This window comes from Spirosoma humi (genome assembly GCF_054776575.1).
Map to the genome: position 1 here is coordinate 779,769 of NZ_BAAHBR010000017.1, position 15,260 is coordinate 795,028.

11 protein-coding genes are annotated in these 15,260 nt (G+C 51.3%); 3 read left to right on the forward strand and 8 right to left on the reverse strand.

Annotated features, from left to right (window positions below):
• Positions 1–83: 83 nt before the first annotated feature.
• Complete coding sequence (locus ACYU8Y_RS25420) at positions 84–1,463, forward strand: peptidylprolyl isomerase (RefSeq protein WP_460940977.1); 1,380 nt, start codon at positions 84–86, stop codon at positions 1,461–1,463.
• A gap of 115 nt (positions 1,464–1,578) precedes the next feature.
• Positions 1,579–2,541 (forward strand): AAA family ATPase, encoded by a 963-nt coding sequence (locus ACYU8Y_RS25425; protein ID WP_460940978.1) that lies wholly within the window; start codon positions 1,579–1,581, stop codon positions 2,539–2,541.
• An 89-nt stretch (positions 2,542–2,630) separates the two neighbouring features.
• Here the strand turns inward: ACYU8Y_RS25425 and ACYU8Y_RS25430 are convergent, their stop codons facing one another.
• The 4 genes from ACYU8Y_RS25430 to ACYU8Y_RS25445 form a co-directional block, all read right to left on the reverse strand.
• The gene (locus ACYU8Y_RS25430; protein WP_460940979.1) at positions 2,631–2,822 is read right to left on the reverse strand and encodes a hypothetical protein; all 192 of its coding nucleotides are present in this window, start codon (positions 2,820–2,822) and stop codon (positions 2,631–2,633) included.
• Positions 2,823–2,882: 60 nt separating this feature from the next.
• Positions 2,883–3,887 carry an ABC transporter ATP-binding protein gene (locus tag ACYU8Y_RS25435; protein ID WP_460940980.1) on the reverse strand — a complete coding sequence of 335 codons (1,005 nt, stop codon included), beginning with the start codon at positions 3,885–3,887 and terminating at the stop codon, positions 2,883–2,885.
• A 47-nt stretch (positions 3,888–3,934) separates the two neighbouring features.
• Positions 3,935–5,557, reverse strand: a complete 1,623-nt coding sequence (locus ACYU8Y_RS25440; protein ID WP_460940981.1) for an NADP-dependent glyceraldehyde-3-phosphate dehydrogenase — start codon at positions 5,555–5,557, stop codon at positions 3,935–3,937.
• 188 nt (positions 5,558–5,745) lie between these two features.
• Positions 5,746–6,087 (reverse strand): hypothetical protein, encoded by a 342-nt coding sequence (locus tag ACYU8Y_RS25445; protein ID WP_460940982.1) that lies wholly within the window; start codon positions 6,085–6,087, stop codon positions 5,746–5,748.
• 450 nt (positions 6,088–6,537) lie between these two features.
• On the opposite strand from ACYU8Y_RS25445, the gene ACYU8Y_RS25450 reads away from it, so the two are divergent.
• Positions 6,538–7,560, forward strand: coding sequence for an LLM class flavin-dependent oxidoreductase (locus ACYU8Y_RS25450; RefSeq protein WP_460940983.1), 1,023 nt, complete (start codon positions 6,538–6,540; stop codon positions 7,558–7,560).
• A gap of 67 nt (positions 7,561–7,627) precedes the next feature.
• Here the strand turns inward: ACYU8Y_RS25450 and ACYU8Y_RS25455 are convergent, their stop codons facing one another.
• The 4 genes from ACYU8Y_RS25455 to ACYU8Y_RS25470 all read right to left on the reverse strand — a co-directional run bounded on the left by ACYU8Y_RS25455 (position 7,628) and on the right by ACYU8Y_RS25470 (position 15,254).
• Positions 7,628–8,335, reverse strand: coding sequence for a 3-keto-disaccharide hydrolase (locus ACYU8Y_RS25455; RefSeq protein ID WP_460940984.1), 708 nt, complete (start codon positions 8,333–8,335; stop codon positions 7,628–7,630).
• Positions 8,336–8,442: 107 nt separating this feature from the next.
• A complete protein-coding gene (mnmA, locus tag ACYU8Y_RS25460) occupies positions 8,443–9,591 on the reverse strand; it encodes a tRNA 2-thiouridine(34) synthase MnmA (protein WP_460940985.1) in 1,149 nt (382 codons plus the stop codon).
• Positions 9,592–9,873: 282 nt separating this feature from the next.
• Positions 9,874–12,555: an ABC transporter permease gene (locus ACYU8Y_RS25465; RefSeq protein WP_460940986.1), complete on the reverse strand. Its 2,682-nt coding sequence runs from the start codon at positions 12,553–12,555 to the stop codon at positions 9,874–9,876.
• 2 nt (positions 12,556–12,557) lie between these two features.
• Positions 12,558–15,254 (reverse strand): ABC transporter permease, encoded by a 2,697-nt coding sequence (locus tag ACYU8Y_RS25470; RefSeq protein WP_460940987.1) that lies wholly within the window; start codon positions 15,252–15,254, stop codon positions 12,558–12,560.
• Positions 15,255–15,260 lie beyond the last annotated feature (6 nt).

Consider the following 15,260-nt stretch of genomic DNA (forward strand, 5'->3'; position numbering starts at 1 on the left):
TCGGCTGCATGACCGGCAATAAATTAACTCTTAAAATTGCTTAAAACGCAGAGTAACAACCATTCTCTGCTTATCTTTAAAACATGAAAAAAGTAATCAGCAGTGCGCTTGTTATGTTGGTCGGCTGGTTTCTGACCGCACCCACTTTTGGGCAAGGCCAGGGCGTTAGCCTGAACAGAATCATCGCCAAAGTCGACAACTATTATGTGCTTCAGTCCGATCTGGAAGAAGCCTATCAATCGTACGTTGGCCAGAACCAGACACCCCCACAAAAATGCCAGTTACTGGAAAGCCTGGTTATCAATAAAATGATGCTGGCTAAAGCTGAAATTGACTCGGTGGTGGTCGAGGAAAAGATCGTGGATAGCGAACTCGATTCCCGGATGCAATACATGATTCAGCAGTTTGGTTCCGACAAAAACATCGTGGAGGCTTACGGCAAAAGTCTGGAAATGCTGAAAAGCGAGCTACGGACGCAGGTGAAAGACCAGAAGATTGTCCAGAAGATGCAGCAGAAAATTACGAGCGATGTGAAGGTGACACCCCGCGATGTTCGTAAGTTTTACGATGGGATTCCTAAAGACAGCCTGCCATACATACCAGCCGAAGTCGAAGTAGGCCAGATTGTGCGGTTTGCCAAACCAACGAAAGAACAAAAAGAGGTACTGCGCCAAAAACTGCTCGACTTTAAGCAACGGGTCGAGAAAGGCGAAGATTTTGCGAAACTGGCTAAGGAAAACTCCGAAGACGTTGGCTCGGCCCAGAATGGGGGCGACCTTGGCTTTGCTAAACGGGGTATGATGGTGGCACCGTTTGAAGGGGCAGCCCTCAAACTAAAGCCCAATCAATTATCAGACGTGGTTGAATCGGACTTTGGCCTTCACCTTATCCAGTTGATTGAAACGCGCGGAGCCGAGTACCACGCCCGGCACATTCTGCTTCGACCAGACTACAACCGGCTGGATATTTCGGGTCCGACCCGTTATCTGGACAGCCTCCGGAATCTGATTCAAATTGACTCCCTGAAATTCGATAAGGCCGCTAAAGAGTATTCGGAAGATAAAAACACGGCCGATGCTGGTGGATTGATTCGCGACGCTCAGTCCGGCAACAGCCGGTTGACGATGGATGGAACCATGGAATATGCCATGTTCCAGATGCTCGATACGATGAAAGTCGGCAACATTTCGGCGCCATTGCCTTACCGTACCGAAGATGGAAAAAGTGCGGTACGATTATTGTATTTTAAAAGTAAAATCCCCCCGCACACGGCCGATTTCACAAAGGATTTTGAGAAATTGCAGGCCATCGTGTTGAGCAACAAAAAGAACCGTGCCATTGATGACTGGTTCAGAAAGTCTATCGCCGATGTGTATATTACCGTTGATCCTGAGTACCACGGGTGTCGGATATTTGGCACTACGCAGGGCAGCGCAGCTACGCTGAGTGGTGGTGGAAACTAAGTTAATGATGAATTGGAAATGATGCCCCGTATTCTAATCATTTCCAATTCATCATCCCTGGTTGCCGACGCAACTGCGTTATCGTTCTTGATTTATCATTCCTAATTAGAATCCTGTGCCCTACTCATCGGATGTTGCGGCTGCCGAAGCCCTTACAGTTTCCTATCAGAAATTAAAAACTGAAATTTCAAAGGTCGTTATTGGTCAGGATGATACAGTTCGGTTGCTGTTGACCGCTATCTTTTGTCAGGGGCATTGTCTATTGGTCGGTGTACCGGGGCTGGCCAAAACACTGCTGATTCAAACCATTGCGGGTGCGCTCGATCTCGACTTCAACCGAATTCAGTTTACGCCGGATTTGATGCCATCCGATATTCTTGGTTCCGAAACACTGGACCAGGAGCGTAATTTTAAATTTATCCGAGGTCCCATTTTTGCCAACATCATTCTGGCCGATGAAATCAACCGGACTCCTCCTAAAACGCAGTCGGCTCTGCTCGAAGCGATGCAGGAATATTCCGTAACGATTGCCGGTCAGAAATACGGCTTAGGTCGGCCGTTCTTTGTACTGGCTACGCAGAACCCAATTGAGCAGGAAGGTACGTACCCCCTGCCCGAAGCGCAGCTGGACCGGTTTATGTTCAATATATACCTGGACTATCCTTCGTATCAGTCGGAGGTGGACATTGTCAAAAACACGACGTCGGACAAGCGGTATGATGTGCAGCGGGTCATTACCGGCGAAGAAATCCGGGAGTTTCAACAGCTGGTGCGTCGGGTGCCCGTGGTGGATAATGTGATTGAATACGCCGTTTCGCTCGTTCACAAAACCCGGCCAAATACGGAAAAGGCAGCGGGCGATGCCAACTCGTATCTGGAGTGGGGGGCAGGTCCACGGGCTTCACAATCACTGATTCTGGCCGCCAAATGCAATGCGCTGCTGTCTGGCAAATATTCTCCCGATATTGAGGATGTTCGGGCGGTAGCGTTGCCCATTCTGCGTCACCGGGTGGTGCGTAACTTCAAAGCAGAAGCGGAAGGCATCTCGGTTGAGCAATTGATCAAGCGTCTACTGTAAAATCACCAAAACATTATAAACGAACGGGCCACCTTTACGCAAAGGTGGCCCGTTTACATATCGTATTGATTCAATAGGTAAACCCCAGATCAATAGTCGTCTTCCTCTTTCAGATTGGTCTTCCCTAAGAAATCATCTTCGCCCATGCCCGTCGACTGATCATCCACGCCGGAAGCGTCCACATCGTCGGCATTTTCACTCACCAGGTAGCCATCCTTAAGATCTTCTTGTCCGGTGTCCCAGGTTTCTTCGTTTTTCCTGTTGGGTTGTTGATTCTCCATAACGCGTTGTCGGTTTCGTTTACTGTACAACCCGAAATGAGTCATCAGGTTTGATTGATGTCAGGGTTTCAGTGGCCAAACCGATTCAGCGTCTACCCGAATACCGACCGACTGGCCGATTTGTAAATCAGCACGGGTAGTCAGCAAACGCAGGGATACATAGCGTGACACCTCGATCTCCAGTTCATAATGGCTACCCTTGAAAAAGAGTGCCCGAATCGTTCCAATTGCCCCTCCGTCCGAGAGACGAACATGTTCCGGCCGCAGACAAACCAGCTCATTGGGATTAACCGTCTCAGGTAAGTTCAGCATGGGCAAGTGCTTTGCTTTCAGAATATTGACTGGACCGGTCATGCGGGCGGCATAAGCCGTAGCGGGCTGTTGATACACATCTACCGGAGTGCCCAGCTGTATCAGCCTACCATCGCGCATAATACCCAGCGAATCGGCAATTGACAAGGCATCCGTCGCATCATGGGTAACCAGCAGACAGGATGTTGGGGGCAAGTCACTACTGTCCTGACGGACCATGTCGAACAGTAAGTCGCGGACAATGAGTCGGTTGGGTAAATCAAGATGACTGAACGGCTCATCCAGTAATAAAACGGCGGGCCTGTCGGCAATGGCGCGGGCAATGGCCGTACGCTGCTTTTCGCCACCCGACACCTGGCGCGGCAGCCGACTCTGTATCTCCGTGAGCCGACAAAGTTTCAGCAATTCGTCGACTCGAAAATCACGGTAGCTTTTCTCGAAAAAACGAAGCGCATAACTGATATTTTCTCGCACCGATACATTCGGCATAAGCTGGTACTCCTGGTGCACCAGCCGAATAGCCTTATGTCCGGGTACCAATACCTCCGAGGGGCCCATTACCCGTTCGCCGTTCAGGCTGACGTCGCCGGTATCCGCATCGGTCAACCCCGCCAGCACACTAAGCAGGGTGCTCTTTCCCGACCCACTGGCCCCAACAAGGGCCATAATCCGGCCTGGGTCAAGGCGCAGGGAAACATGCCGGATGGCGGGCACAGCGCTGTAGGCTTTGGTAAGTTTAGTAGCAATGAGCATAAGTAAACCTCCAGGGCTTTAAGAGCCTCGGAGGTTTTAGCGGACCTTTAGAAAATGAAATTCGTGCTCAGAAATTCTGACTTGTGATTTCCCACAATATCATTTAGAATTTCTTTATTCGCTGGCGTGTCTTTCGTAGCTACGGCCGATCGGATGGAAAATGAACGGAGTGCATCTTCAACGGACAGGGTACCCTCGGCCGAGTCTTTCCGGCCTGTGAACGGGAACGTATCCGGGCCACGCTGGCATTGGGCATTGATGTTGACCCGGCTTACCAGGTTGACCAACGGGTCAATGAGCCGGGCAATCTTTTCCGTATCCGTACCGAAAATACTGGCTTGCATGCCATGATCATCCGTAATGAGGTAGTCGATAAACTCTTCGACATCATCGAACGGGACAACCGGAATGATGGGGCCAAATTGCTCTTCCCGATAAAGCTTCATGCCTTCTTTAACGGGATAAACAACCGCTGGTCTGAACAACGATGCCGCTACATCGCCCCCGCCTTCGTTCATAATCGATGCGCCATGCGCTTCTGCGTCCTGGATACAATCGGCTAGGTAGTCGGGTTTACCGGGTTCTGGCAGTGGCGTAATCTGCACCCCATCGGTCCAGGGCATACCGGGTTTAAGCTTACTGACTTCCGAACTAAAGCGTTTTAAAAACTCGTCCGCTACGGACCGGTGTACCCAAACAATTTTTATTGCCGTACAGCGCTGACCATTGAACGACAGGGCTCCCAGCAAACATTCTTTAACGGCAACATCCAGGTCGGCATCGGGCAAAATGATTGCTGCATTCTTGGCATCCAGGCTCATGATCGACCGGAGCCGATTCAGTTTCGGGTGTTGCCGCTGCAGTTCATCAGCTACCCGGCTGGAGCCGATCAGGGTTAACACATTTACCTTTCCCGACTGCATTACGGGAGGAATAACATTGGCACCACGGCCGTAAAGCGAATTGACAACGCCTTTCGGGAAACTGGTGCGAAAGGCTTCGAGCAGTGGATAATGCAGCAACGAACCATGTTTTGGGGTTTTGAACAAAATGGTGTTCCCCATCAAAATGGCTGGAATAAGCGTTGTGTAGGTCTCATTCAATGGGTAATTGAAAGGCCCCATGGCCAGTACAACCCCCAATGGCGACCGCCTGATCTGACCAATTATTCCTTCTTCAATACGAAAACGGGAGGAATTGCGATCCATCGTCTTGAGTGTATCGACGGTATCGTAAATGTACTTAACGGTTCTGTCGAACTCTTTGGTCGAGTCGGCCAGGTTCTTGCCAATCTCCCACATAATCAGGTTAACGACCAGCTTCTTTTGCTCAATCATTTTACCGATGAACGTCTCCATGCATCCGATACGGTCGGCGACCGACATTTGTGGCCATTCGCCCCGGCCATTATCGTAGGCGTCTACGGCTGCTTTCAGGGCTTCTAGGGCCTCTTCCGGCCCCGTAACGGGAAAGCTACCCACCAGTTTACGTTCCAGTTTCCCGTCGGCTCCTGGAATACAAATGGGAGAATAAACATCGGAAACGGGTCCATCCCACGCACGCATTTCGCCGTTGAGCAGGTATTCGCGCTGATGGATGGGTTCGATCCGGTAGTCGGCCGGAATCTGATCTTCCGCCGGAAAAAGTTGACTAAGTCCCTGGGTGCTCATTGTAGAAGAAACAAATTGGAAAAAGAAACACGGGCAAACGTCGCCATTCGCCCGGCGAATTCCAACCCGGCTGAAAACAAAATTGGCCGATCCTCGGAGAGAATCGGCCAATTCGGTCTTCCTATTCGCTTACATAAAATAATCTAATACTCATCTTCTAAGACGGCTCCCTGAATTTTACCTCCTAGTCAGTCCTCAAATTTAACCGTCGTCATTTCCCAGGCCCGTTCATCAAAAGACGGTATATCGACATGAACTGCCGATACATCACTGGGTTCGACGGGCGTTTTTAGGAGTTGTTGCCATTCCTTTTCCAGTTGCCTAAGGGGCGTCGAAAAAAGGTTGCCATCAAAGCCATCCACAGAGAGTTGAATTACATGGTCATCATCAAGAATCTCTGCTTTGACCAGTTGTTTACCCTTGGCTGGAAGCGAGCTCATGACATCCAGAGCAAATTCCAGGCTAGCGAACCACCAGGAGAAATCCTGAATCTGGCCAAATTTGTCAATTGCGGTAAAGGTTAAAAACATACAAGTCGGTTAGTTTAATGCTCACAAAAATTACAGATATCCGCGTCTATGCAAATTTTATTTACTATTTGGTAACAAAAGGTCTACAGAAGATAAATCATTATAAATCTATAATTTGATTTATGGGGAAAAATTTAAACAATTGCCCGAAAAGTAATGGGTAGTAAGCTAATAGTTGCAAAATATATGCCAATAAGGCGGATTGACAGTAACAAATTAACTTAAATTGTTACCAATACAAAATTTTCAAAAACATAGATTGCGTATCGACTCAGATTGATCCTCCGAAGTGCTACAGTTGCATTCGTTAAGATATCGTGCGCTTACCAGCTTGTACGCAACCCGAATTACTTTTTTAGGGTTCTGATCTGGGATGTGAAATCTGGTGAACGAGGCCGGATGCCATCCCGCTGCACAACACCACGATCAGACAAGACTTGACAAAAGAGTATGGAAATTGGAATAGATAGTTTCGCTTCAAATCTGCTGGAAAACGGCACCAGTACAACCATTAGTGGCCGGGAGGCCATGAGTCAATTACTCGACCGGATTGATCTGGCCGATCGGCTTGGGCTTGACGTATTCGGTATTGGAGAGCATCATCGTCCGGAATATCTGGATTCGGCTCCGGCCGTTATTCTGGCTGCTGCAGCAGCCCGCACCAAGCGTATTCGATTGACCAGCGCGGTAACCGTGCTTAGCGCAGCCGACCCCGTGCGGGTGTTTCAGGAATTTGCAACGCTCGATCTTATTTCGCAGGGACGGGCCGAAATGGTTGTAGGCCGGGGTTCTTCCATTGAAGCATTTCCGCTATTTGGGTTCGATCTCAACGACTACGATGCGCTGTTTGCCGAAAAACTCGATCTGCTGCTTACCGTTCGGGACAACGAGCATGTGCATTGGTCCGGCAAATTCCGGCCCGCCCTTACCGGGCAGGGTATTTACCCAAGGCCCATGCAAAATCCCCTTCCTATATGGCTGGGCGTAGGGGGTACACCGGCCTCTTTTGTCCGGGCCGGGGCGCTGGGCTTACCGCTCATGGTAGCTATTATTGGGGGCGATACGCACCGGTTTCGACCACTCGTGGACCTCTATCGCGAAGCGGGCCGCCGGGCGGGTTATGCACCTGAGCAACTGCAGGTAGGGCTGCACTCGCTCGGCCACGTGGCTGAAACATCGCAGCAAGCCGCCGATGAGGCTTACCCCGGGTATGCCCGTACATTTAACAAACGTTCTCAGGAGCGTGGTGGACCGCCCGTCAACCGGCCACAGTTTGACGCACAACTCGGCCCACTGGGAGCCTTGCTGATTGGTAGTCCCGAAGAGGTAGCCGCTAAGATACAACGGCACAGTAAGGCGCTGGGTGGTATTTCGAGGGTGACCTTCCAACTGGATGTAGCCGCTTTGCCCCACGAGAAGCTCATGCAGACAATTGATTTACTTGGTAACCGGGTAGCGCCTTTGCTACGGTAAGTGTTGGCGTAAGTGGCTATCTAGCTGTAACCACGTCAAGGCTTGCTGTCTGGAGGGGATGCCTGCGTTACAGCACCTTTATTTTTAAATTTCTGAAATAGATCGGAGCCCCGGCATGCTTACCCTGCAGGCCGATATAGCCATGAAGAGGTAGGTCGGCCGGGGCTTTGCTAAGCCAGGAGGGCACTTCTGAGCCATCCGGATTCGTTTTGGCCGAAGTGAAGGCGGATAGGTCGATGGTGTTGATCAGTTGATTGTTGAGCACGATATAGATCATTTTGCCCTGACAGGTAACCGTGTATCGATTCCACTCATCGGGCTTTTTGACAATCTGCTGTTTAGTGGCTGCCTGATGCCCGAAAAAAGCACCACACTGCCAGGTTTTCGGCGACTCGGCCCATTGCTTGGCGTAGTCGTCGGCAATCTGAATCTCGACCGAGTTTGGAATCCAGTTCGTGGTGTCGCTGGCATGAACAACGACGCCACTGTTGGTGCCATCGGCCGTCTTGAAGAGTAAATCGAGGATGAAATCGTCGTAAGGTATGGCAGTCCAGATAGCCTTATCCGCAGTAGCGGTCAAAATGCCTCCATCGTCCATACTCCACACGCCTTTGGGAAATACGGCATCCGAAAGATCACTGGCAAACAAGGGCCTCCAGCCACTCGACGCCGTATTTGGATGACCTTTGGGTGCCACACTGGAAGTGGATGTCTGGGCAAGTACCTGAATGGCAAACGCCATCAGAAAGCCCGTAAGCAGGAATAACTTTCTCATGCAGGAAATTTAGGCAATAGGGTACTAAACAGGAAGTCGTCAGAAGACAAAGAACGATAAGTCTCTGTTTTTCTGACGACTTCCTGACTAAAATAATGGGCTAACCACTACGCTACAGTGCTTAAGGCAAATGGCTGATGGGTCTGCTGATCACCCTGGCGAAAGCTTTTCATGATCCAGCCGCCCCCAATCACATCGTCACCGTCGTAGAAAACGGCCGCCTGACCGGGCGCGATGGCTGATACTCCTTCTTTGAAGAGGACTTCGATCTTATCCCCATCCTGCGTAATCGTCGCTGGCGTGCCGGCGTCCTTATAACGCACTTTAGTAACCGTTTCGAGAGGTCCGTCGATGCGGTCGTATTTCTGCAGATTCAACTTGCTCACGATCATGCCGTCCCGGAACAAGTCTTTATCGACTCCCAGGACCACTTCGTTCGTGTCTTTTCGAATCTCGGTGACGAACATCGGTTGCCCAAATGCCATACCCAGCCCTTTGCGTTGCCCGATGGTGTAAAATGGGTAACCCTGGTGTTTGCCCAGTACTTTGCCAGAACCTTCCAGAATGAAATTGCCCTCTGCTACGTCGGCTTCCAGGCCCGGCATCCGCCGTTTCAAAAAGCCCCGATAATCGTTATCAGGAACGAAACAAATTTCGTACGATTCCGATTTGGTGACCAGCTCCATAAAGCCCCGCTCTTTAGCCATCTCGCGAATTTCGGATTTCCGCAAGTGACCCAGCGGTAGCTTGGTCCGACTCAGACTCGCCTGCGAGACACCCCAAAGCACGTAGGATTGATCTTTAAGCGAATCGATGCCTTTGGAAAGAATAAATCGGCTGTTTTCTTCTCGAATGTGGGCGTAGTGACCCGTTGCGATCGACTCACAATCGAGCCGGTCGGCCCGTCGCAGCAGGGCATCCCACTTGATGTGCGTATTGCACATAACGCAGGGGTTAGGTGTCCGGCCTTCGAGGTACTCGCCCGTGAAATGGTCGATGACGGCATCCCCGAACTCTTCCCGGATGTCCAGAATGTAATGGGGAAAGCCGAGGTTAACGGCAATGTTCCGGGCATCGTTGATGCTGTCCAGGCTGCAGCAGCCCGTTTCTTTTTTGGTTCCGCCGGAGGAGGCATAATCCCAGGTTTTCATGGTCATGCCAATGACCTCATAACCTTCTTCGTGTAGCAGTACGGCTGCTAGTGAAGAGTCGATGCCGCCACTCATGGCGACCAGAATTCGTCCGTGTTTGCTCATATCTGCCGGGGTTCAAAGCCCCGCGATTTTAGTATTTTAGTTGGCCCGTCTCTTTTTGAAACGACATACAAAGATACGAACACGAATTGAAGGGGGCTTAGTTTCGGCTTTTCAATTCATTTATCATCTCGAGCCGTGATCGTATCGCTCCATCTTTGGCAATGGAACAGCGCTTCTTATTGGAGTAGGCAAGAAAACGTTTGGTGTCAATAGCAAATGTCTGATTTTTAGTATATTAAAACGTGTTGCCGGGCTTGTGAGTTTGACTGAGCGAACAGATTTTTACTCACTTCGCAGGGATTTGACCGGGTTCATCAGGGCGGCTTTGATGCTCTGGAAACTCACTGTCAGCAGGGCAATAGCAATGGCAATGAACCCTGCCAGAACGAACACCCACCACGAAATGTCGATTTTGTAGGCGAAATCCTGAAGCCATGTATGGGTGGCCCACCACGCAATGGGCGAGGCAATGACAATGGCAAGCAGAACGGGTTTCAGGAAATCTTTCGACAGCAGCGTAACAATACCGGGAATGGACGCACCCAGTACTTTGCGAACGCCGATCTCCTTTTGTCGTTGTTCGGCGGCAAACGCACTCAGGCCGAAAAGGCCCAGACAGGCAATCAGAATCGCCAGGGCAGCAAAGGCCATGAACAGGTGCTCCGTGCGTTGTTCGGCGCGGTACATGGCGTCAAAATCGTCACTCAGGAAGGAATACGTAAAAGGGCGGTCGGGCGCAATCTGCTTCCAGGTTTTCTCCATTGCAGCGAGCGCCGAAGCTACATCCGCCGTGTTAAGACGGAAGGAAACGTTGGCCAGATACGGTTCGATATGGCCGCCCAAAGGGGTTGCGTCCAGTACCAGTCCTACCGGTTCGATGGTATTCCGGAGGGATTCATAATGGAAGTCCTTCACCACGCCGATTATCGTCAGTTTCTCGCCCCCTGTTTTATGAATGCTCTTGCCAATTGGGTTCGAATAGCCAAATCGTTTGGCTGCACTTTCATTGATGAGGACAGCTTGCTTATCCGCCATGCGTCCGGCCGCAAAATTCCTACCCATCAGGAGGTGCATGCCCAGCGTGGCTATATAATCCGGATCGACCTGCCATTCCTGCATGCCGACCGACTGCTTTGGGTCCGTTTCGTTTCCCGGATACCACATGTCACTCCAGCGGTTGGAAGTAACTGGCAGAAAACCACTGACCGTCCCCGTTTTTATGGCCGGACTTCGTAGCATTTCCTGCTTAAAAGTAGTCACTTCCTGTTCCGTCGATTGAGCCGTGTTGATCACAACGACCTGCTCTTTATTGAATCCCAGCTTCTTTGTCTGGATGTACTGCATTTGCTGGTTAATCAGTAAAGTGCCAATAATGAGCAGAACCGACAGCGAAAATTGAAAAAGCACTAAGTAGTTGCGTAGACTTTGGCGGCCGGGCATCACCCATACTTTGCCCGTTAACGCGGTGATTGGTTTGAACGAAGACAGGTACAGGGCAGGATACAAACCAGCCAGGATACCGACAGCGCCCGAGCCAACTGCCAGGTAAAGAATGGAGGATGGGCTAATTAATTGGCTGAACGGTATGTTTTTAGCTGCCAGTGAATTAACCGTGGGCAATAGGAAATAAACCAGGCCCAGGCCGGCCAGCAAGGCAAAAAAAGTGGTTAATATAGATTCCGACAGAAATTGTAAAACCAGTTCCGTACGGGTCGATCCCGCTACTTTGCGAACGCCTACTTCCCGCGCCCGTTTGGCTGACCGGGCTGTTGTCAGATTGATAAAATTAAAGACGGCAATCAGTAGAATGAAGAGGGCGATCAGTAGGAACAGATAAACGTACGCGATGCTGTTGTTCGGCGAAAGCTCGCCATCGCGGTCAGAATGCAGGTGAATATCGGTCAGGGGCATCAGTGAGTAGCGGAAGTCATTGCCCGCTTTTCGACTCTCCGCCAGTGAGGTATTGAAAAATCTCCGCAGGGCCGGATCGACGTACGTTTGAAGGATACGTTCGAACTTGGCTTCTACCGTTTTCGGATTCGTACCGGGTCGGAGCAGCACATACGTCGTGAACATGTGGTTTCCCCATTTATTGACTTTGGCATCATTTAACTCATGCAAGGGCAGTAAAAAGTCAGCCTGAAAATGCGACTGGGCAGGAATGTCCTGAATGACCCCCGTTACCCGCCTGACATCGTTGTCGTCAAACGTTAGCACCCGATTCAGGGCATCCGTCGTGTTGAAGTACTTTTTGGCCATGCTCTCCGTAATGACCACCGACTGCGGTTCTGCCAGTGCTTTCGTCGGATTGCCCGCCAGCATAGGCAATGTAAACACGTCAAAAACAGTCGAGTCGGCATAGAGCACACCTTTCTCCCGAATGATGGCGTGATTACTTTTTACCACATGGCTTGTTATCACCCGGCTGCCGTGTTTGCCCAGTCGGGTGGCTTGCTCCACTTCCGGAAAGTCCCGTTTCAGGGTTTGGCCCATGGGCGTAGGTGACGTTGCCGTGTGTAAGGCATTGAGCGAAAAGCTGATGTCGCTGTTGATCCGGTAGATCCGGTCGGCTTTTTCGTTGTAACAGTCGTAATGCAGTTCGTCCGTCACGTAAAGAATACTGAGCAGACTCACGGCCAAACCCAGGGCCAGCCCGAAGATTGTAAGCGCCGAATAGCCTTTACGCTGCATCAAATTCCGCCAGGCAATTTTTACATAGGTCCGTATCATCGTAGGGCTGAGATAATATTGAGTTGGGTAGTCCTGTGATTTTCCTGATTGAGCCAGCGGCCGCAGCAACTTCAGGGCTGCCAGCGTATACCGCCAGCGGGCGCGTCGTTCACCCACCGTTTGCACCCAGTAGCGGTAAAGCTCGAGCAAATCGCCCTGTACTTCTTCCTGCGTATCGGGGTGGCCAAAGGTGATTAGAAGCCAGTTGGCCCATCTCGGTGGTTTATTGGACATACTTATTCAGACCGTAACGATTTGACCGGGTTCATCAGGGCCGCTTTGATGCTTTGGAAGCTCACGGTCAGTAGGGCGATGCCCACCGCCAGCAGACCAGCCAGCGCAAAGACCCACCAGGCGATGTCGATCTTATAGGCGAAATCCTGTAACCACTGGTTCATGGCGTACCAGGCGAGGGGCGAGGCAATGACCATGGCAACCAGCACCAGCTTCAGGAAGTCGCGCGAGAGTAAGGCGACCACGCTGGCAACGGACGCGCCTAACACCTTGCGAACGCCGATTTCTTTGGTTCGCTGCTGGGTTGTGAACATGGCCAGACCAAACAGGCCCAGGCAGGAAATGATGACGGTCAGACTGGCAAAAATGCTGAACAGTTGTCCAACACGCTGCTCCGCTTTATACACGTTATTAAACCGTTCGTTCAGAAAGGAATACGCAAAGGGCGTATCGGTTTGGGCTTTCCAGGTCTGCTCCACCGTTTTCAACAGGCCAGGAATGTCGGCCGTCTGGACGCGGAGGGCCATCTGGTAATTGTCGGACCCGTAGAACATGACCAGCGGAGCAATGCGCTGGTGCATCGACGCGAAATGAAAATCGTTGACCACGCCCACAACCGTATAGGTCCGTCTACTCTCGAGGCTGCCGTTGCCAACGGTCGTAAGTTGCTGACCAACCGGGTTTTTCCAGCCGAACTGCCGGACGGCTGCCTGATTAATGAGCACCGCGGTACTATCGGAAAAGGCTTTCGAAAAGTTGCGCCCCTGAGCAATACCGATACCCAGGGTGGGTACGTAGTTTGCGTCGATGTAGTAGGACTGCTCCCGATACGTGACTGACTCGCCAGCCCCGTTTTTCAATTGAAAACCATCGGTTGCCTGATTAGAGGCTCCGGCGGGTAAGTAACCGGCCAGCGTAACGTTACGGACAGACGACAGCTTAGCCAACTCAGCTTTGAGGGCATCGGCTTTATCCCCAAGAGAATACGTATCGTGAATAATCAGTACCTGGTCTTTGTCGAACCCGACTTTCTTGTTCTGAATGAAATGGAGCTGCTGGTACACCACTAAAGTGCCGATGATCATGCTGATCGAGACAACAAACTGGGTCGTAACGAGGGTATTGCGTAGCCAGCCGCTTTTGAAGCCCGACCGAGTTGCTCCTTTCAGAACACGAATTGGTTTGAACGCCGAGAGGAAAAACGCGGGGTAGCTACCGGCTAATAAACCAATCAATAAACTGGCGAACAGAATGCCCGGCATCATCCAGCCAGTTGTGAGCGAACTGACGGAGAATTGCTTGCCGGCAAGTTGGTTGAAACTTGGTAGGGCTACCACTACGATAGCCAGCGCAACGAACAGGGCGATAAAGGTGACCAGGACCGATTCGCTCAAAAATTGTCCGACCAGTTGCTGTTTGACGGAACCCAAGACCTTCCGGATGCCGACTTCCTTGGCTCGTCCGGCCGACCCCGCCGTACTTAGGTTCATGAAGTTAATACAGGCCACCAGCAGGATAAACAGGGCGATGGCGGAAAAAATGTAGATGTAATGGATATCGCCGTTCGGCTCTATTTCATTCTCCAGGTGCGACCGAAGGTGAATGTCCGTAATGGGCTGAAACTGGTAGCCAAATCGGTCGCCTTTTCTATGGAAGTCGGCCAGGCTTATCCCCAGCAGGCTCTGGATTTCCGGACCCATATATTTGCTGATCAGTTCGGGCATGTTCGCCTTCAGGTTATCAATCGAATAGCCGGGACGCAGGACCACGTATGTATAGACTCCGCTGGACAGCCAGGTTTCGCGCAATTGAACCGAACGGATGGACGCAAAAATGTCGTAGTGAAAGTGCGTATTCAAGGGGACATCCTGACACACCCCGGTTACCCGAAAAAGTCCCTGTGTGCCCAGCGTCAGGGTTTTACCGATTGGATCCTGCTCCCCAAAATATTTACGGGCTATCGTTTCGGTAAGTACGACCGTGTTGGGTTCGCGCAGCACCGTCTTCGCCTGGCCTTTCAGTAAGGGTATGGAGAAGACTTCGAAAAAGTTGGAATCGGGGAAAATGACATGCTCTTCCTTGAACCCTTCCGTCGCGTTTTTGACGATGAACGTCCCTCCGTTGTGTAGCCGCGTGGCGGCCTCCACCCCTGGGTAATCATGGACTATAGCCGGGCCAACCGGAACGCCAACCGGAACGATATTGATGGCTTTACCGCCAACCTGTCCGTCCATCGTGATACGGAAAATGCGGTCGGCTTTGGCGTGGTAGCGGTCGTAGCTTAACTCATGCTGAACAAACAACACAATTAACAGGCAGGTAGCCAGGCCAATCGCTAATCCAATAACATTAATGGCCGCAAATGCTTTATGGAGAATGAGATTCCGCCAGGCGACTTTTATATAATTCTGGATCATGTCGGGACTTAGAAAAAAGGTGGTCGTATAGTCGGGTACGTGTTGTGGTTTCGCCAGTGGCCGCAGTAGTTTTAACACACTCAGGCAATAACGCCAGTCGGCCCGCCGTTTGCCCTGGGTCTTGACCCAACACGCATACAGTTCGAGCAGGTCTCCCTGCACTTCTTCGGCCGTATTGGGGTCACCCCACCAGATCAGGAGTTGGGTGGCCCAGCGCGGTCCGCCGGGTCGGGGCGGCCGGGATGACGGGTCATCCTCGTTTCGGAATTGGCGTTGGGACATGGCCGT